The following is a 16397-nucleotide window of genomic DNA, read 5'->3' as shown; positions in this document are numbered from 1 at the left end:
AATCCATGCCAATAAATATTTTCTTTATTTACAATTACATAGAGATTACTCGAAGCAGCTTTAATGCCTGCAGGACGACATCACTGCTGATCAGCTGTACAACAGCGAACAGTGTTGATGCGCAGCGAGAAACATGCCGAGCTCTGCGACCCGGTCATGAGTACACCGCATTCAGCCAATCTTGATAAATATCAAGGTCATCGAGCCCCACTGCGTCACGCTTGGCCTGAACCGGTGGGCCTTCATCGAGGCTGCCACCGCGGTGGAGGCCATCATGAATACTTACTCAAGACTGCTGCTGATCTGCCATCCAGACCTGCACCCTTCGCCTGCCCTGACGCGTGCTCAAGCGCTGAGCAGTGCGGCAGGTGCTACCTTGCACCTGGTGGCGCTCAGTCAATTGCCCTCGCGCCTGGCAACCCTGGACCAGGTGCTACGCAAAAACGCCCGCAAGCAGGACGCCGAGCATCGCAAGGCTTGGCTCGCTGAGCAGGTCAAGGCGCTGGGCGAGCTGGGCATTACCGCCTACGCCGAGACACTGGACGATCAAGACCCGCTCAAGGACTTGATCCGGCTGGCCCAACTGCACCGGGTCGGGATGGTGATCAAGGACATCCAGCACGAAACCGCCTTGAGCCGTGCCCTGCTCACGCCATTGGACTGGCAATTGCTACGCCGCTGCCCGATCCCGCTGCACCTGGTAGCCCAGGCTGAAACGACGCTGCCAGCGCGCATACTGGTCGCCGTTGATCTGGTCGAGCACGACCCGGTGATCGACAAGCTCAACGACCACATCCTGCAATCGGCACAGGCACTGGCACAACGCTGCAAGGCGCAGCTGCATTTGCTGCAGGCCTACGAACCCAGCGCCAGTTTCGTCGCCTATGCCGCCGCACCCGTGGCCTGGACAGACAAACTGGTCGAGGAAATGTCCGGTCGTGCGCGCGAGCGCATGGCGACGTTCGGCGGCCACTATGGCATCAAGCCAGACCACCTGCACCTGGTGCGGGGCGCTGCCCGTAACGTGGTCAGCGAGTACGCGAACCAGCAAGGCTTCGATGTGGTGGTGATGGGCACGCTCTACCACGAGGGGGTGAGCAAGGTCGTCGGCAGTACTACCGAGCAAACCCTGTACAAGGTTCACTCCAGTATTCTGGCGATTCACGGTTGAACGGTCGCCCACTGGCTATGCTCGACTGGATACTCATCAAACCGCACAGTGCCATGCAGCTCATGTCGCTGTGAACGACCTCTGGAGCGCAGGGCATGAATGACACACCGCCGTTGCTGTTCGCCCTGCAAGGCAGCCAGGCCTATGGGAATGCCGTGGCGCAACGCCTGGGCAGGACACTGTCTGCACATGAAGAGCGCGACTACGAGGACGGAGAGCACAAGTGCTGGCCCGGCGAATCGGTGGACGGTCGATCGGTCATCGTCTTCCACTCGCTGTATGGTGACGCGCACCACAGCGCGCATGACAAGCTATGCCGGTTGTTGTTCTTCTGTGGCGCGCTCAAGGACGCTGCTGCCCGCCAGGTGACGGCAGTCACGCCTTACCTCTGTTATGGTCGCAAGGACCGCAAGGTGGAGTTTCAGGACGCTATCATCACTCGCCATGTGGCTCGGCTGATGGAAAGCTGCGGCGTGGACCGCATTGTGGCGCTGGACGTGCACAACCCCAGCGCCTTCGACAACGCCTACCGAATCCCGAGCTGGAACCTGCAATGCACCCCACTGTTCGCCCAACGCCTGGCCCCGCTCCTCGGTGAGCAGGCGGTCACGGTGGTGTCGCCGGATATCGGTGGCGTCAAACGCGCGGAGCAGTTTCGCCAGGTCCTGGCGCACCTGCTGGCGCGCCCGGTCTCGGTGGCCATGATGGAAAAACACCGCCAGCAGGCAGGCCTGAGCGGCGAACACCTGGTCGGTAACGTGGCAGGCAGCACCGTCATTGTGTTCGACGACCTGATCAGCACGGGGCAGACGCTGCTGCGCGCTGCCCAGGCCTGCCGGCAGGCCGGAGCCAGCCGCCTACTGGCCGCGGCCACCCACGGCCTGTTCACCACCGGTGGCGAGCTGTTCGACAGCGGCGCGTTCGAACGGGTACTGGTGGCCGACAGCATCGCCCCCTTTCGCCTGCCCGTGCGATGCCTGGAGCAACTGGATATCGTCGATACCAGCGCCTTGGTCGCCGAGTTGCTTGCCAACCGCCCGGGCACTGGCGCATGACCCCGGCGCAGGTGGCGACGGCGGAGCGTCCCTGCTCCTGAAATCGGTCGGGCCATGAGGCGTGTCGCAGGCCATGCTGATGGTGTTCGCGCAGAGCATCATGGGAACCGCTATAACCGTCTACCCTGCCTCCCTGCCAAAGGCGTAGCCCTTGAAAACTGACCCCCGGCACCATGGGAGCACTGTGCATGCCTATCGACTTCAGACCCGCTCGAGTCTCGGACGCGCATGATATTGCGCGCTTCTTTCAACTGACATCGGAGGGCATGGCCGATTACATATGGAGCAAGCTCGCCGCACCTGGAGAAGCCTTGCTGAGTGTCGGTGCGTCTCGCTATGCCAGAGAACAGGGCGACTTTTCATACAAGAACTGCCTGATGGCCACTTTTGAAGGGCGCGTCATCGGCATGATGCATAGCTATGCCTTGCGCGCAACGCCTGACAGGCCAGTCGAGACCGACCCCGTCCTCGCGCCTTATTCCGACATGGAAATACCCGATACCTTGTACATATCCAGCCTGGCGCTGGATGAGGACTGGCGGAGCCAGGGGCTGGGCGCCCAGTTTCTTCGCCACGCCCAGCAGCGCGCTGACGACGCGGGCCTTGATGGGTTGTGCCTGATCGATTACGCAGAAAACCACGGTGCACGCCGCTTCTACGAACGTCATGGTTTTCAAATTGTTAAAACCTGCCAGATCGTTCCGCACCCGATGCTGGGCGTCACCGGTGAAGCCTATTTAATGTATCGCCCTACTCATAACGTGCTCGAGAAACAGCCATGAACCAGAAACTGACCGTGTTCCGCGAACTGGATATCCAACCGCTGCGCGACCTTCCGTTCTTTGAAGAAGTCCTGGAAGGCAGCCCTCACACGCTGACGTCCAAGTACTATCACGATGAACAGCAAGGTCGCATTTCCGGAGAATGGGAAGCCAGCACCGGGGCGTGGCGCATTGACTACAAAGTCTGGGAGTTCTGCCATGTCCTGAGTGGATGCTGCGTCATCGAGCTTGAGGGTTGCGCCCCGGTCACACTGGCCGCTGGCGACACGTTCATTATCGAACCGGGCGCCAAGGGCAAATGGACCGTAGTGGAAGACATGAAGAAGAACTTCGTGATCCTCGTGCCCGCGAACTAAGCCACTGAATGCTGGCTGAAGCCGACTATGCTGGTAGCAATCCACACGCCGGCACAGGGGCTGTTAAATGGGCAACAAGCGCAGGTTCGGACGGGCTGCTGGGCTGATGCTACTGATCCACTTGCTGTTCTCGCCCCTGCTCCATGCCGACACCCCTCAGCCTGGGCCAGAGATAGAGGGTGTGATTGCCGAACCCGCACCGTTGACCGTCATCAACCGCACGGTGCTGGTCTTTCGTGCGACGCTGCTGGGCGAAACACCCACGGTGCGTGCCCAGCGCGCCAAGAAGGTCATCGAGGATACGCTTCAGGAAACAAACGATCTGGAGGTTCGCGTCGACCCTATCCTGCACAGCTACCTGGTGCTGCTGGGCGGGCGCCGGGCATTCATCGTGACGCCACTGGATGCTGCGGCCGATACCATTACAACAGGCGAAGCCGCCGAGCAGGCCGCCGAGAACCTGCGCCTTGTCGTCGAGGAAACCCGCCAGGCGCGAAGCCTGCGGTTCTTGCTCACCGCGGTAGGCTACAGCGCTGCTGCAACCTTGGTCTTTTTCATGCTGGTAAAGGCCGCAGGCTACTGTCGACGCAAGCTCCTGGGACTGCTGCCTAAACTGATGGGCAAACACTCCGAGCGCCTCAAGGTCGGCCACACGCAACTGTTCGACCTGCAGAACCTGTACTACCTGATCGACCGCTCTCTCTGGCTGCTGTACTGGTTGCTCGTGTTGTTGTTCTGCTACCAGTGGCTGGGCTTCGTGCTGTCTCAGTTCCCCTACACAAGGTCTTGGGGGGAAAGCCTCAATATCCACCTGATGGCGCTGCTCAACTACCTGATCAGCGGTATTTTGCGTGCCATGCCCGGCCTGGCCGTTGCATTGTCGATCTTCTTCATCGCCCGGGGCATCAGCGCTTTCTCCAAACGTGTGCTAAGGCGCATGGCACGCCCGGGCACATTGAAATGGCTGACCGCCGAAACCTTGCAACCGACCATGCGCCTGACGTCGCTGGCGATCTGGCTCTTCGCCCTGGTGATGGCCTACCCCTATCTACCCGGCTCGGGTACCGATGCCTTCAAGGGGTTGTCAGTGTTGCTCGGTCTGATGGTTTCACTGGGGGCGACCAGTGTCATCGGCCAAGGCGCCGCCGGACTGATTCTCACCTACACGCGCACGCTGCGCGTCGGTGAATTTGTACGTGTGGGTGATTACGAGGGCACGGTGACCGAAGTGGGTATGTTCACCACGACCATTCGCACCGGGCTTGGCGAGGTGCTGACACTTCCCAACTCGATGATTACCGGCTCGGTGACCAAGAACTACTCACGAATCGTGCAAGGGCCAGGCTATGTGGTCGACACCGTGGTGACCATTGGCTACGACACCCCGTGGCGTCAGGTCGAGGCGATGTTGCTGGAAGCGGCTCGGCGCACCGACGGCGTGCTGCAAACGCCCATGCCCCAGGTATTCCAGACGGCACTGTCGGACTTCTACCCCGAGTATCGATTAGTGGCCCAGGCCATTCCGTCAGAGCCCAGGCCACGCGCGCAGCTTTGAGCCTGTTGCACGCCAATATCCAGGACGTGTTCAACGAGTATGGAGTGCAAATCATGTCGCCTCACTACCTGGGCGATCCCGAGCAACCTAAATGGGTGCCCAAGGAGCAGTGGCACGCGGCCCCGTCCAAACCTGAAAACACCGCGTGAGCAATGAGGCCTCAGGTGCCGGTCAGCGCAATGATCACCGGCCCACAGACCGCCAGCAGGACATTGGAGACGGTGAGGCCGATTGGGTCCAAAGCATGCCGAGCAGCGCCCCCATCCCCAACCCGCTATGCACCCAACCACTTTGAGTACGGCGCAGAACCAAGCTCAAACGTCCAGCGCCCCCCTGAGCAAGGCCTCAAGCACACGCGCGACGTCAGCACCCTGCTCGTCCAGCAGGCATACCGGCAGCCCGTGCAAGGCCGCTTGCACACCGGCCAGCCCCTCGCCCGTCAAGGCCAGCGGACAATCAATTTCCATCTGCAGCGAGCGCAGGCGCTTGGCCAAGGCAGGGCTCACCGGCGGCTGCAGCGCGATCACCAGTGCCGCAGGCTGCATCGCCGCACACAGCAGCGGGAGCTCTTCCAGCGGCTGCCCGCAGCCGAGCACTTCGATGCGTTGTTGCTCACTGCTCAACAGCAGCCCGGCGCACAATACCTGGCACTCGGCTTGCCCCTCGGTACCCGCCAGCAGCACCCGTGGCGCATCGGCCTGGTTCATCTGCAAGCGCAGCAACAGCCGGGCGCGCAAGAACGTATCGAGAAACAACCATTGGCTACGCTGGCCTGGTGCAGTGCCTGAAGCCAGCTCATGCCAAACCGGCATCAGCACGTCCCGCAGCACCGTGGCCTTTGGCAAGAGTGTGAACAGCTGCCCATGGATAGCTTCCAGCGCCTGCGCATCGAATGCCCTGGAGGCGCGTGCAACGGCGGCGCGCCAATCGTCAAAGGCCGAGGGCTGCTGCACAGGCACCTCAGGCTGGCCGGCGAGCCTGTCGCTAACCTTGCTGATGGGCAGGCCGTTGGCGGTCCAGCGCAAGATGTCGCGTATGCGCTGCACATCCTGGGCCGTGTACAAGCGATGGCCGCCCTCGGTGCGCTGCGGGCGTATCAACCCATGACGCCGCTCCCAGGCACGCAAGGTCACCGGATTGATGCCGGTCAGGCTGACCACATCGCGCATGGGTAGCAATTCGGGTGGGGTGGCGTCGGTCATAACGAGGTGTCATTCAAGGGGTGATACATTCTAAACCCAGATGCACCTTCTGCGGCGAGCCTCCTTGGTTCATCATGCAACAAACGGCGCCAAAAGCTTCTGCACGGAAGCCTTCGGTGCACATCGCATACGAAGTGTCTGTAGGTGAGCCCCATGATCAACGCAAAACTCCTGCAACTGATGGTCGAACATTCCAACGATGGCATCGTTGTCGCCGAGCAGGAAGGCAATGAGAGCATCCTTATCTACGTCAACCCGGCCTTCGAGCGCCTGACCGGCTATTGCGCCGACGATATCCTCTATCAGGACTGCCGTTTTCTTCAGGGCGAGGATCACGACCAGCCGGGCATCGCAATTATCCGCGAGGCGATCCGCGAAGGCCGCCCTTGCTGCCAGGTGCTGCGCAACTACCGCAAGGACGGCAGCCTGTTCTGGAACGAGTTGTCCATCACACCCGTGCACAACGAGGCGGACCAGCTAACCTACTACATCGGCATCCAGCGCGATGTCACAGCGCAGATATTCGCCGAGGAAAGGGTTCGCGAGCTGGAGGCTGAAGTGGCAGAACTGCGCCGGCAGCAGGGCCAGGCCAAGCGCTGACAAAAAACCTATACAAGGACGTTGACTTGTATAGATAAAAGCTTAGGCTTCAGTTATACCTGTACAACAATTCAATGTTGTACAGGATTGCCTGGAGCCCAGTATGTCAGCGTACCTACAGCAGTTCGCCGAGCGCTTCGCCCGCCTTGATGGGGCGAGCCTCGACACGCTGGATAAACTGTACAGCGACGATGTCACCTTCCGTGATCCCCTGCACCAGATACAGGGGCTGCAGGCCCTGCGCGCCTACTTCGAGCAGTTGTACGCCAACGCCACCGATATCCGCTACGCCTTCACCAGCGCCGACGAGGTAAAGCCCGGGCAAGGTTACCTGCGTTGGACACTGCAGTTTTGCCACCCGCGCCTGGCGGGGGGCCAGCCGATCACGTTGCAAGGGTGCAGCTGCCTGCATTGGCGCGACCGTGTGCATTTTCACCAGGACTATTTCGACGCCGGTGCCCTGCTTTATGAGCACCTTCCCGTCATGGGCACTGCGATCCGCTGGCTCAAAGGCAGGCTGGCATGAGCCGCTGTTGGCTGACCGGCGCCAGCAGCGGTATCGGTGCCGCGCTCGCGCAAATCCTCCTGGAACAAGGTCACCAGGTCGCCTTGGGCGGGCGCCACGCCGACCGCCTTGCCCCGCTGGCCGAACGGTTTCCTGGGCAGGTATTGCTGGCCATTGGCGATCTTGACAACCCGGAGCAGGTCGCCGGCATCGCTGCGCATATCGAGCAGGCCTGGGGGGGCCTGGACATGGCCATTTTCAATGCCGGCACCTGCGAATACCTGGAGCCGGGGCATTTCGACCCGGCGTTGGTCGAGCGCGTCATGCGCACCAACCTGCTGGGCGTCAGCTACTGCCTGGCGGCGGCACTGCCCTTGCTTCGCGCAGGCAAACGCCCCCACCTGGTGGTGATGGGCAGTTCGGTGACCTGGCTGGCCTTGCCCCGCGCTGGCGCCTATGGCGCGTCCAAGGCCGCAGTGCGCTATCTGGTGGAGTCACAGCGAATCGACCTGGCTCGCGAAGGCATCGCGGTCACCCTGGTGAGCCCAGGCTTCGTGGACACGCCACTGACCCGTCGCAACGATTTCCCCATGCCACAGCTGTGGTCTGCGCAGCGTGCCGCCCGGCATATCGCCAAGCGCCTGCCCGGCCGCCCCCTGGAAATCAACTTCCCCGGTCTTTTCACCTGGGTGTTGCGCCTGCTCGGGGCGCTGCCCGCGCGCCTGCGCCTGGCGCTGGGCCAACGCCTCGCCCGTCATGAACAGGAATGATGATCCATGCGTATAGCAATCATCGGCAGTGGCATCGCGGGGCTGACCTGCGCCCATTTGCTGTCACGCAAACACGAAGTCACGGTTTTCGAGGCCGAGCAATGGGTCGGGGGCCACACGCACACCCTTGATGTGGTCTGGAAAGGCCAGCGCCATGCAATAGATACCGGTTTCATCGTCTTCAACGACTGGACGTACCCGAACTTCATCCGCTTGCTCGACCAGCTCAAGGTCCCTTCACAGCCGACCGAGATGAGTTTTTCCGTGCATGACCCGATGACGGGCCTGGAATATAACGGCCACGACCTGAACACCCTGTTCGCCCAACGCAGCAACCTGGTGTCCCCAGGGTTCTGGGGGATGATCCGGGACATTCTGCGTTTCAACCGTCAGGCACTGGCCGACCTGGACAACCGGCGTATCGATGCCAGCACCACGCTGGGCGACTACCTTCAAGCGAACCGCTATGGGCAACGCTTCATCGATCATTACATCGTGCCAATGGGGTCGGCGATCTGGTCGATGTCTCGCGCAGACATGCTCCACTTCCCGCTTGAGTTCTTTGTGCGCTTCTGTCGCAACCACGGCTTGCTATCGGTCAACCAACGCCCACAGTGGCGGGTGATCAAAGGCGGCTCGCGCAGCTATGTCGCGCCGCTGTGCCGACCGTTTGCTGAGCGCATCCGCCTCAACTGCAAGGTTTACCGCGTCAGCCGCGACGAAGGTGGCGTTACCCTCGTGAGCGCGGCCGGCACCGAACGCTTCGACAATGTGGTGTTCGCTTGCCACAGCGATCAGGCCCTGGCGCTGCTGGAAAGCCCCAGCAACCAGGAGCGCGCCGTACTCAGCGCCATCGATTACGCCAGCAACGACGTGGTGCTGCACACCGATACCCGCCTGCTGCCACGCCGCCAGCGCGCCTGGGCCAGTTGGAACTACCGCCTGGGCGGCCCTGAGCGGGCTCCCGCCGCGCTGACCTACAACATGAACATTCTGCAGGGTATCCAGGCACCGACAACCTTCTGCGTGAGCCTCAACCAGACCGCACTGATAGACCCGGCGCAGGTCATCGCCCGCTTCCAGTACGCCCATCCCCAGTACAGCGTTGCAGCGTCCGCCGCGCAAGCGTGCCAAGAGCAACTGCAAGGGCAACAGCACAGTTACTTCTGCGGCGCCTACTGGGGCAATGGCTTTCATGAAGACGGGGTGGTCAGCGCACTGAAGGTGGCCGCGCACTTCGGAGAGCAACTGTGAACAGCAGCCTCTGCCTGGGCTGGATCAGCCACCGACGGCTGACGCCGCGGGTCCACGCGTTCCGCTACCGGATCGGCATGTTCTACCTGGACCTGGACGAACAAACCTGGCTGATGGGCCTGTCACGCTGGCTGGGGCGCTGGCGCCTGGCGCCGTTGTGCTGGCGCGAGACCGACTACCTGCCCGCCCAAACCCGCCAAGGCGAATCGCTGGCCCAGGCTGCACGCTTGCTGGTCCGGCAGGCGACAGGGCATCTGCCCGAAGGCCGGGTACAGCTGCTCACGCAACTGCGTTGCTGGGGGCTGTCGTTCAACCCGGTGAGCTTCTATTTCTGCCATGACCGCGACGGGTGCCTGAGCGCGATCCTGATGGAAGTGCGCAACACGCCCTGGCGTGAACGCTTTCATTACGTGCTCCCGGTGCAAGGCAACCTTGCCAGGCCCTTCAGCGTCGGAAAGGCCTTCCATGTGTCACCGTTCATGCCGCTGGACATGGACTATCGCCTGCGCTTCTTCCTGGACACGGACCATGTACGCATTCAGATGCAGAACTGGCAAGGCGGCACAAAGGTGTTCGAGGCCGACCTCGCCCTGCGCCGCACGCCACTGGATGGAGCAGCGCTACGGCGGTATGTCCTGAACTTCCCATGGATGAGCCTGCGCACCGTCTCGGCCATCTACTGGCAAGCGCTTCGCCTGTTACTCAAACGCACCCCCGTGCACGACCACACCACCTGCCAGGGTGACCTGGCACTCGGCCAACCTTGCGAGGACCTTGATGATGTCAAATCCCACCCTGAGCGTTAGCAAGTTCGCAGGCCTTGCGCCCCTGCTCGGCGGGCTGGCACGAAGCGCCGTGCTCGCCCAGTTGGGCAAGCTGCGTCACGGCCACCTGCGCCTGCTCAGCCACGGGCAGCAGTGGAGTTTCGGTGATGCCGACAGCCCGTTGCAGGCCGAGGTGGAGATCCTCGATGACGCCACCTGGAGCCTGATCGCCGGCAATGGCTCGATCGGTGCTGGCGAAGCCTACATTCACGGCTATTGGCGCAGCCCCGACCTGGCGCTGGTGACCCGCCTGTTCGTCGCCAACCTCGAAGTGCTCGACGCGCTCGAGGGCGGCCTGGCCCGCCTGGGCCGCCCTGCCCTGCGCCTGCTGCACCGGCTCAACCGCAACGACAAGCGTGGAGCCCGGCGCAACATTCTGGCCCACTACGACCTGGGCAATGCCCTGTTCGAGCGGCTGCTGGACCCCACCATGATGTATTCGGCTGCGCAATTCGAACACCCGGGGCAAACACTGGAGCAGGCCCAGCTGCACAAGCTGGAGCGCATCTGCCAGAAGCTCGAACTGAGCCCTGACGATCACCTGCTGGAAATTGGCAGCGGCTGGGGCAGCCTCGCTATCCACGCAGCCACCCGTTACGGCTGCAGGGTCACCACCACGACGCTCTCCGAGGCGCAGTACAGCCATACCCTGGAGCGCGTCAAGGCCTTGGGGCTGGGGCAGCGCGTGCAAGTGCTCCGCGAAGACTACCGCGACCTTCAAGGCACGTTCGACAAACTGGTTTCGATCGAGATGATCGAAGCGGTTGGCCATCGCTACCTGCCGGTGTATTTCCGCCAGTGTGCTTCGCTCATCAAACCTGAAGGCCTGATGCTATTGCAGGCGATCACCATCCGCGACCAGCGCTATGCCCAGGCGCAGCGCTCGGTCGACTTTATCCAGCGGTACATCTTCCCCGGTGGCGCCCTGCCTTCGCTGAGCGTGTTGCTCGACACCGCCAGCCGGCACACTGGCCTCAACCTTGTGCACATGGAAGATTTTGGCCTGGACTACGCCCACACCCTGCGACACTGGCGCGAAAACCTGCGTCAGGCACGCACTGCGCTGACGGACCTTGGCTACGATGACATGTTCCAGCGCTTGTGGGAGTTTTACCTCTGCTACTGCCAAGGCGGTTTCGAGGAACGCGCCATCGGTGTTGCGCACCTGCTCTGGGCAGCACCCCAGGCACGCCGCGCGCCCTTGCCTGGCAGTGCCTGATGCGCAGCCGCTGGCTGATCGCCAATGCCCTCTGGCTGCAAGCCGGCTGGTGGGTCTGCGTGCTGGGGGCCGAGCGGCCTTTGCTGTTGCTGCTGGTGATTCCGGGCGTGGCAGTGCACCTGCGCCTGTGCCCGGACATCCATGCCGAGGTCAAGGCGCTGTTGCGCGTCACCTTTATCGGCTGTGTGCTCGACAGCGTGCTGGGAGCACTGGGGGTGTTCGGTTTCGACGCCTGGCCCCTGCCACTGTGGCTAGCGCTGCTGTGGTTGGTGCTGGCCAGCGGGATGCGTCACAGCCTGGCATGGGCCGGCAGGCACTGGCGAATCGGCGCACTGCTGGGGGCGATTGGCGGCCCTCTGGCCTACGTAGGCGGCGCCAGGCTGGCAGGTGTCGCCTTGCCCTTGGGCGCGCTGGAAACCGGCCTGCTACTGATGCCGATATGGGCGTTGGCCCTGCCCCTGCTGGCGCGCATCGCGGCGCGGCGCTGACCGGCGACATCGCTCGGAACAGTAGCGCACCTGCTCCCAACAGCGTGCCCAGCGCTTGCGCCAGGTGAACGGCCGGCCACACACCACGCAAACCTTGCTGGGCAGAAGGCTCTTTTTCATAACGCCTGCCCCGCATCGAGCCGCGCCAGCAATGACTGGCCACGTTGCCACACAGCATCGCGACGGCCAGCGGGCATGCCATCGAGGCTGCGATAGACCAGGGCCAGGCGCGGGTTAGCCGAGAGCTGGGGGCGATGGCGAATGAGAAAATGCCAATACAAGGCATTGAACGGGCAGGCCTCCTCTTCGGTTACCTGGTCGACCCTGTAACTGCAAGCCTTGCAATGATCGGACATGCGCTGGATATAACGACCACTGGCGCAGTACGGCTTGGACCCCAGGTAGCCGCCATCGGCGTGCATCACCATGCCAAGCGTGTTGGGCAGTTCGACCCACTCGAAGGCATCCATGTAGACCGCCAGGTACCACTCACAAATCGCGGTTGGCACGATACCGGCCAGCAAGGCGAAGTTGCCGGTAACCATCAAGCGCTGGATATGGTGAGCGTAGCCCAACCGCAGGGTCTGCCCGATGGCTTGGGCCATGCAGCGCATGCGGGTGTGCCCGGTCCAGTAGAATTCTGGCAGCGCCCGGTCGTTGTTCAGGTGATTGAGCCCGGCATACGCCGGCATGCGCTGCCAATAGATGCCACGCACATATTCACGCCAGCCGATCAACTGGCGAATGAAGCCTTCGGCTGCATTGAGCGGCACCCGCCCCTCGCGCCAGGCTTTGTCGACGTCGTCGCACAAACGACGCACATCCAGAAGCCCGATGTTGAGCGCCGCACTGATGCGCGCATGAAACAGGTACGGCTCGCCTTCGGCCATCGCATCCTGGTAGTCACCGAAAGCCGCCAGGCCGAAATCCAGAAAATGCTGCCACAGCTGTTGTGCCTCGGCGTGGGTCACGGGGTAGTCGAAACCGTCGACGCCCCCGTAGTGGTCGCTGAAGCGCTGACGCACCAAGGCCACCACCGCTGCCGTGATGTCGTCTTGCGCGAAATGCGCAGCGAACGGGCCACGCAGCTGCCGTGGCAATGGCTTGCGATTGTCGCCATCGAAATTCCAGGCCCCACCTGCCGGGCTGCCGTCAGGCTCCATGAGCAGGCCGGTTCGCTTGCGCATGCCACGGTAGAAGTGCTCCATACGCAGTTGGCGAGGTTCTGTGGCCCAGCGCCCGAAGGCTTCACGGGAGCACAGAAAACGCGTGTCGCGAAACCATACAAGCGGCAGCTCGGCATCACGCAAGGCCTGCTCCAGGCGCCACTCACCGCACTCGGTCAAGTGAATGTGGGTAGCGCCCAAGGCTTGTTGCCATCGACGCAACTCCCCCACGATGCTGCCGCTGTTACCCTCGGCATCCAGCTCGACATAGTGCACCTGCCAACCCCGTTCACGCAGGGCCTGGGCAAAATGCCGCATGGCGCTGAAGATGAGAATGATCTTCAGCGGATGATGCGGTACGTATCGGGCCTCCCCCTCCACTTCCGCCATCAGGACCGCATCGCGAGCAGGGTCAAGGGACGCCAGACTTGCCAGGTCGAACGACAGTTGGTCACCCAGCACCAGGCCCAGGCGCATCGTCCGGGCTACCACTGGCTGGTGAGCGTTACCGGTACGCGCAGCGGCGCGATGGGGCCGTCGCGTTGCCCGCACATCTCATCATGCACCACCTGCTGCACCAGCATGCAGGGCACCGGCGGCAGGTCGACCAGCAACTGCCGCAGTTCGGTCGTGGAGCGCACGCGCACGGGCTGCCCCTGGGCATCGCTCAATGTCACAGGGCCGGCGTCGGTCAGGGCGCGCAGGAGGTAGAAGCCCCCCTCCAGCGACAGCAGTTCAAGTTCCTTGGCTTCGCCGGTCGAAACCAGCTGGGTCAGCGCGATCAGGTTCATGGTGTGCCCTCTGGCAGGCGGCGGAAGAACAAGGTGATCTGGCCAATCTCAACGCCCAGCTTGCTCATGCTCGAGCGGTTGATCAGGGTGTCGTCATCCATGAGGTACATCCAGTCGTCCAGGTCTACCTGCCAGTGCCGCCCATCGACCGGCAGGTCCAGTTGGTAACGCCATCGCAGCGCGTTGCCCGCCACTTCGCCACGCGCCTCGCCGATCACGTCCCCCGCGGTTCCCCGCCAGCGCCCGGGGCCGTCCGGCACCAGCGTCCAGGTACGCTGCTGGCGTGTGCCATCGCTATAAAGAAAATGTTCGTCGAGGATCAGCCGTTCACCTTCGCGGCGGCTGTCGATGCGCACGTGGAAGCGCTTGACCACCTCCCCGGAACGCTTCTGGAACATCCCCCACGCCTGAACCGGGCGCGAGAAGAACGCCGCCAGGTCCAGCTTCGGCTGCTCCTGGGCATAGTGCTCGATACCGACATTGCCACAACTGCCCAGAAGCAGGCAGGCAGCCAGCAACAGCGCTTTGTACATGTTCAGGCTCCTCGGTCATCGCCAGCCAGCCCAAGCAGCCGCTGACGCAATTGGGGGTCTCTGGCCCGCGGGTCAAGCCAGATGGCGAAGAAGGCCCGGGCGAACACCGGATCGTCGATCGCGTGGCTCAGTTTGCCGTCGACGTAAAAGCGGCAACCCTGCCCCGGCAGGTACAAGCCCGTGATGCGCATGCCAGGGCTCACGTCCACGAATGCCTGCTCAATCGCCCTGGTCCATGCCGCGCGTTGCTGTGCCGTCATGCTGCCGCCACCCAGGCGTTGCATTTCCTCGAGGCTGGCATTGACCAGCGTGTCCCTGGACAATGAACGGTGATAAAGCAGCTCAAGGGCGAACGGCTGGCTCCAGTCCTGAACCGGGCCAACTGCCCATAACCGGGCGGTATACAGCCGCAGGCCGAACCAGGTGAAATCACCGGCGCCCAGCCGTTGCGCCGCAGGCAGCTCCGCGCGCCAGTCTGCCGCCGACGACATGGCGGCTAGCAGCAGGCACAGACAGGTCCAACGTGCAGGGTGCGCCATTCTGACCTCGAGCACTTTGTTAAATACTATACAATAGTAGACTCTTGTACAGATATTTGACGAGCCATGTATAGTTTTTAATGCCCAGCATGCACATTCTGCAAGCCTCGCGCCCCGTTATCGAACACCCATGAAAGTCGAGATAGAAGGAATTGCCCATGCTGTACGTCGTCATGCTCGGTGGACGCCACCCACGGGCCAATATCGAGGTCCACGACGTGTTGTTCGCGCAGGCGGACTCACTTGAACAGGCCTACCCACATCTGCGCCAAGCCTGGTTCGGAAGCCGAACGGGCCTGCACATCGACGCATGGATGGAAGTCGACGGTATTGACCGCTACCGCGTCGCGTTCAGTCAGGTAGCGCCTGGCCCACACGATCCCAGGTTGTTCTTCATCAACCTTGGCGGCTACGAGCCCGGGGTGTTTGGCGAGGCACACCGCTACCTGCTGGTGGTGGCCAGGGACAAGGCCGAGGCCAGGCAACTGGGCAAGCAGCGCTTGCAGGCAGACTGGCTCAAGCCGCATACCGACGCGGTACTGGACGTCGACGATTGCCTGCCGATCGACTGGGTGAACGGCCATTACGTGCACTTGATCGAAGGGCCCCATGACGGCTTACGGCAGTACAGCGACTATATCCTGCTGTGAGCTCACCCCTGCCAGGTGCAAGAACGTTGGCAGGCATCACAGGACGAAGCACCAGCGCCCAGCCAAGAGGACACTCCGATGAGCCTGATAAACGACCTTCACACACCCGCCAACGTGCTGGTCTGCGGGGCCAGTGAAGGGATTGGCCTGGCATTGTGCACGCAGTTGCTGGCGCGCGATGACATCGGGCTGGTGTTCGCCGTTTCGCGACGAGCCACCACCAGCCCTGCGCTGGATACCTTGTTCACAGAGCACGGGCGACGGTTGGTTCGCCTCGACTGCGACGCCCGGTCCGAGCAGGCACTGAACACTCTGGCAGCACAGGTGGGCGCCTGCTGCGACCAGCTGAACCTGGTCTTCAGCACGCTTGGCGTGCTGCAAGAAGGCCCGGCACGGGCTGAAAAAGCGCTGAACCAGCTTGATATGGCGGGGTTGCTGAGCAGTTTCACAACCAACTGTTTCGCCCCTGTTCTGCTGCTCAAGCATTTGCTGCCGCTGCTGCGTCGGCAACCGATGGCCTTCGTCGCCTTGTCGGCGCGGGTCGGGTCGATCGGCGACAATCACCTGGGTGGGTGGTACAGCTACCGTGCCAGCAAAGCCGCGCTCAATCAGCTTCTGCGCACTGCAAGCATCGAGCTGAAGCGACTGAACCCCGCGTCAACGGTACTTGCACTGCATCCCGGCACCACCGACACCCAGCTTTCCCGCCCCTTTCAGGGCAATGTGCCGCCGGGCAAACTGTTCTCGCCCGCGTTTGCCGCCACCTGCATCCTGGCACTTGTGAGCCGTCACGGCCCGGCGCAGAGCGGAACGTTCTGGGCGTGGGATGGCACGCCGATTCCCTGGTGACGCGGGCGGAGAGCTCCAGGCCAAGTCGATGAACCAGCCCTGAGCGAGAACGGTCAACCCTTTATCTGACAACGGCAGAAGGAAGGGT

19 protein-coding genes and 1 pseudogene are annotated in these 16397 nt (G+C 62.5%); 14 read left to right on the top strand and 6 right to left on the bottom strand.

The window, feature by feature from the left end; all coding sequences use genetic code 11:
- The first annotated feature begins 181 nt into the window (after positions 1–181).
- The 5 genes and pseudogenes from REH59_RS12855 (at position 182) to REH59_RS12835 (ending at position 5068) form a co-directional block, all read left to right on the top strand.
- The gene (locus tag REH59_RS12855; RefSeq protein WP_014860489.1) at positions 182–1171 is read left to right on the top strand and encodes a universal stress protein; all 990 of its coding nucleotides are present in this window, start codon (positions 182–184) and stop codon (positions 1169–1171) included.
- Between the two features lie 95 nt (positions 1172–1266).
- The gene (locus REH59_RS12850) at positions 1267–2226 is read left to right on the top strand and encodes a ribose-phosphate diphosphokinase (protein ID WP_014860488.1); all 960 of its coding nucleotides are present in this window, start codon (positions 1267–1269) and stop codon (positions 2224–2226) included.
- 188 nt (positions 2227–2414) lie between these two features.
- Positions 2415–3008, top strand: coding sequence for a GNAT family N-acetyltransferase (locus tag REH59_RS12845; RefSeq protein ID WP_234410154.1), 594 nt, complete (start codon positions 2415–2417; stop codon positions 3006–3008).
- A complete protein-coding gene (locus tag REH59_RS12840; protein WP_014860486.1) occupies positions 3005–3364 on the top strand; it encodes a cupin domain-containing protein in 360 nt (119 codons plus the stop codon). The genes REH59_RS12845 and REH59_RS12840 overlap by 4 nt, the downstream gene beginning before the upstream one ends.
- Before the next feature lie 67 nt (positions 3365–3431).
- Positions 3432–5068, top strand: a pseudogene (locus REH59_RS12835) (mechanosensitive ion channel family protein).
- Positions 5069–5233: 165 nt separating this feature from the next.
- Here the strand turns inward: REH59_RS12835 and REH59_RS12830 are convergent.
- Positions 5234–6121, bottom strand: a complete 888-nt coding sequence (locus REH59_RS12830; RefSeq protein ID WP_014860484.1) for a MerR family transcriptional regulator — start codon at positions 6119–6121, stop codon at positions 5234–5236.
- A gap of 153 nt (positions 6122–6274) precedes the next feature.
- Between REH59_RS12830 and REH59_RS12825 the strand changes: the two genes are divergently transcribed.
- From REH59_RS12825 to REH59_RS12795, 7 genes are all read left to right on the top strand, one after another.
- On the top strand, positions 6275–6721 hold the full coding sequence (locus REH59_RS12825) for a PAS domain S-box protein (protein WP_012052718.1): 447 nt from the start codon (positions 6275–6277) through the stop codon (positions 6719–6721).
- Positions 6722–6824: 103 nt separating this feature from the next.
- Positions 6825–7247 (top strand): nuclear transport factor 2 family protein, encoded by a 423-nt coding sequence (locus REH59_RS12820; RefSeq protein WP_003254001.1) that lies wholly within the window; start codon positions 6825–6827, stop codon positions 7245–7247.
- Positions 7244–7996, top strand: a complete 753-nt coding sequence (locus REH59_RS12815; RefSeq protein ID WP_014860483.1) for an SDR family NAD(P)-dependent oxidoreductase — start codon at positions 7244–7246, stop codon at positions 7994–7996. Before REH59_RS12820 ends, REH59_RS12815 begins: the two co-directional genes overlap by 4 nt.
- A 6-nt stretch (positions 7997–8002) precedes the next feature.
- Positions 8003–9250 carry an NAD(P)/FAD-dependent oxidoreductase gene (locus tag REH59_RS12810; protein WP_014860482.1) on the top strand — a complete coding sequence of 416 codons (1248 nt, stop codon included), beginning with the start codon at positions 8003–8005 and terminating at the stop codon, positions 9248–9250.
- On the top strand, positions 9247–10056 hold the full coding sequence (locus REH59_RS12805) for a DUF1365 domain-containing protein (RefSeq protein WP_014860481.1): 810 nt from the start codon (positions 9247–9249) through the stop codon (positions 10054–10056). Before REH59_RS12810 ends, REH59_RS12805 begins: the two co-directional genes overlap by 4 nt.
- On the top strand, positions 10031–11293 hold the full coding sequence (locus REH59_RS12800) for an SAM-dependent methyltransferase (RefSeq protein ID WP_003254005.1): 1263 nt from the start codon (positions 10031–10033) through the stop codon (positions 11291–11293). The genes REH59_RS12805 and REH59_RS12800 overlap by 26 nt, the downstream gene beginning before the upstream one ends.
- Positions 11293–11781 carry a DUF2878 domain-containing protein gene (locus REH59_RS12795; protein WP_014860480.1) on the top strand — a complete coding sequence of 163 codons (489 nt, stop codon included), beginning with the start codon at positions 11293–11295 and terminating at the stop codon, positions 11779–11781. The genes REH59_RS12800 and REH59_RS12795 overlap by 1 nt, the downstream gene beginning before the upstream one ends.
- On the opposite strand, the gene REH59_RS12790 is transcribed toward REH59_RS12795, so the two are convergent.
- From REH59_RS12790 to REH59_RS12770, 5 genes are read right to left on the bottom strand one after another with little or no spacing between them, the layout of a single operon-like run.
- Entirely contained in the window at positions 11719–11901 is a 183-nt protein-coding gene (locus REH59_RS12790; RefSeq protein WP_003254007.1) for a DUF2256 domain-containing protein, read from the bottom strand. The genes REH59_RS12795 and REH59_RS12790 overlap by 63 nt on opposite strands.
- A complete protein-coding gene (locus REH59_RS12785) occupies positions 11898–13424 on the bottom strand; it encodes a cryptochrome/photolyase family protein (protein WP_014860479.1) in 1527 nt (508 codons plus the stop codon). The genes REH59_RS12790 and REH59_RS12785 overlap by 4 nt, the downstream gene beginning before the upstream one ends.
- A gap of 8 nt (positions 13425–13432) precedes the next feature.
- Entirely contained in the window at positions 13433–13738 is a 306-nt protein-coding gene (locus REH59_RS12780) for a DUF6482 family protein (RefSeq protein ID WP_012052724.1), read from the bottom strand.
- The gene (locus REH59_RS12775) at positions 13735–14271 is read right to left on the bottom strand and encodes a DUF3833 domain-containing protein (RefSeq protein ID WP_003254010.1); all 537 of its coding nucleotides are present in this window, start codon (positions 14269–14271) and stop codon (positions 13735–13737) included. The genes REH59_RS12780 and REH59_RS12775 overlap by 4 nt, the downstream gene beginning before the upstream one ends.
- A 2-nt stretch (positions 14272–14273) precedes the next feature.
- Positions 14274–14810 (bottom strand): chalcone isomerase family protein, encoded by a 537-nt coding sequence (locus REH59_RS12770; RefSeq protein ID WP_014860478.1) that lies wholly within the window; start codon positions 14808–14810, stop codon positions 14274–14276.
- Between the two features lie 158 nt (positions 14811–14968).
- Here REH59_RS12770 and REH59_RS12765 point away from each other — a divergent pair, with 158 nt between their 5' ends.
- Positions 14969–15460, top strand: coding sequence for a DUF1543 domain-containing protein (locus REH59_RS12765; protein WP_014860477.1), 492 nt, complete (start codon positions 14969–14971; stop codon positions 15458–15460).
- Between the two features lie 78 nt (positions 15461–15538).
- Positions 15539–16309: an SDR family NAD(P)-dependent oxidoreductase gene (locus tag REH59_RS12760; RefSeq protein ID WP_014860476.1), complete on the top strand. Its 771-nt coding sequence runs from the start codon at positions 15539–15541 to the stop codon at positions 16307–16309.
- The last annotated feature ends 88 nt before the right edge of the window (positions 16310–16397 follow it).

The organism is Pseudomonas sp. BO3-4 (genome assembly GCF_034044115.1).
GTDB classification, from domain to species: domain Bacteria; phylum Pseudomonadota; class Gammaproteobacteria; order Pseudomonadales; family Pseudomonadaceae; genus Aquipseudomonas; species Aquipseudomonas alloputida.
The sequence above is the reverse complement of the archived record's forward strand: the minus strand, read 5'-3'. Positions and strand labels throughout refer to the sequence as shown.

Coding starts and splice junctions, on each gene's coding strand:
- REH59_RS12850 (WP_014860488.1), top strand. CDS start 1,267: ATGAATGACACACCGCCGTTGCTGTTCGCCCTGCAAGGCAGCCAGGCC.
- REH59_RS12790 (WP_003254007.1), bottom strand. CDS start 11,901: ATGAAAAAGAGCCTTCTGCCCAGCAAGGTTTGCGTGGTGTGTGGCCGG.
- REH59_RS12815 (WP_014860483.1), top strand. CDS start 7,244: ATGAGCCGCTGTTGGCTGACCGGCGCCAGCAGCGGTATCGGTGCCGCG.
- REH59_RS12820 (WP_003254001.1), top strand. CDS start 6,825: ATGTCAGCGTACCTACAGCAGTTCGCCGAGCGCTTCGCCCGCCTTGAT.
- REH59_RS12765 (WP_014860477.1), top strand. CDS start 14,969: ATGCTGTACGTCGTCATGCTCGGTGGACGCCACCCACGGGCCAATATC.
- REH59_RS12770 (WP_014860478.1), bottom strand. CDS start 14,810: ATGGCGCACCCTGCACGTTGGACCTGTCTGTGCCTGCTGCTAGCCGCC.
- REH59_RS12810 (WP_014860482.1), top strand. CDS start 8,003: ATGCGTATAGCAATCATCGGCAGTGGCATCGCGGGGCTGACCTGCGCC.
- REH59_RS12825 (WP_012052718.1), top strand. CDS start 6,275: ATGATCAACGCAAAACTCCTGCAACTGATGGTCGAACATTCCAACGAT.
- REH59_RS12845 (WP_234410154.1), top strand. CDS start 2,415: ATGCCTATCGACTTCAGACCCGCTCGAGTCTCGGACGCGCATGATATT.
- REH59_RS12760 (WP_014860476.1), top strand. CDS start 15,539: ATGAGCCTGATAAACGACCTTCACACACCCGCCAACGTGCTGGTCTGC.
- REH59_RS12775 (WP_003254010.1), bottom strand. CDS start 14,271: ATGTACAAAGCGCTGTTGCTGGCTGCCTGCCTGCTTCTGGGCAGTTGT.
- REH59_RS12800 (WP_003254005.1), top strand. CDS start 10,031: ATGTCAAATCCCACCCTGAGCGTTAGCAAGTTCGCAGGCCTTGCGCCC.
- REH59_RS12785 (WP_014860479.1), bottom strand. CDS start 13,424: ATGCGCCTGGGCCTGGTGCTGGGTGACCAACTGTCGTTCGACCTGGCA.
- REH59_RS12795 (WP_014860480.1), top strand. CDS start 11,293: ATGCGCAGCCGCTGGCTGATCGCCAATGCCCTCTGGCTGCAAGCCGGC.
- REH59_RS12840 (WP_014860486.1), top strand. CDS start 3,005: ATGAACCAGAAACTGACCGTGTTCCGCGAACTGGATATCCAACCGCTG.
- REH59_RS12780 (WP_012052724.1), bottom strand. CDS start 13,738: ATGAACCTGATCGCGCTGACCCAGCTGGTTTCGACCGGCGAAGCCAAG.
- REH59_RS12830 (WP_014860484.1), bottom strand. CDS start 6,121: ATGACCGACGCCACCCCACCCGAATTGCTACCCATGCGCGATGTGGTC.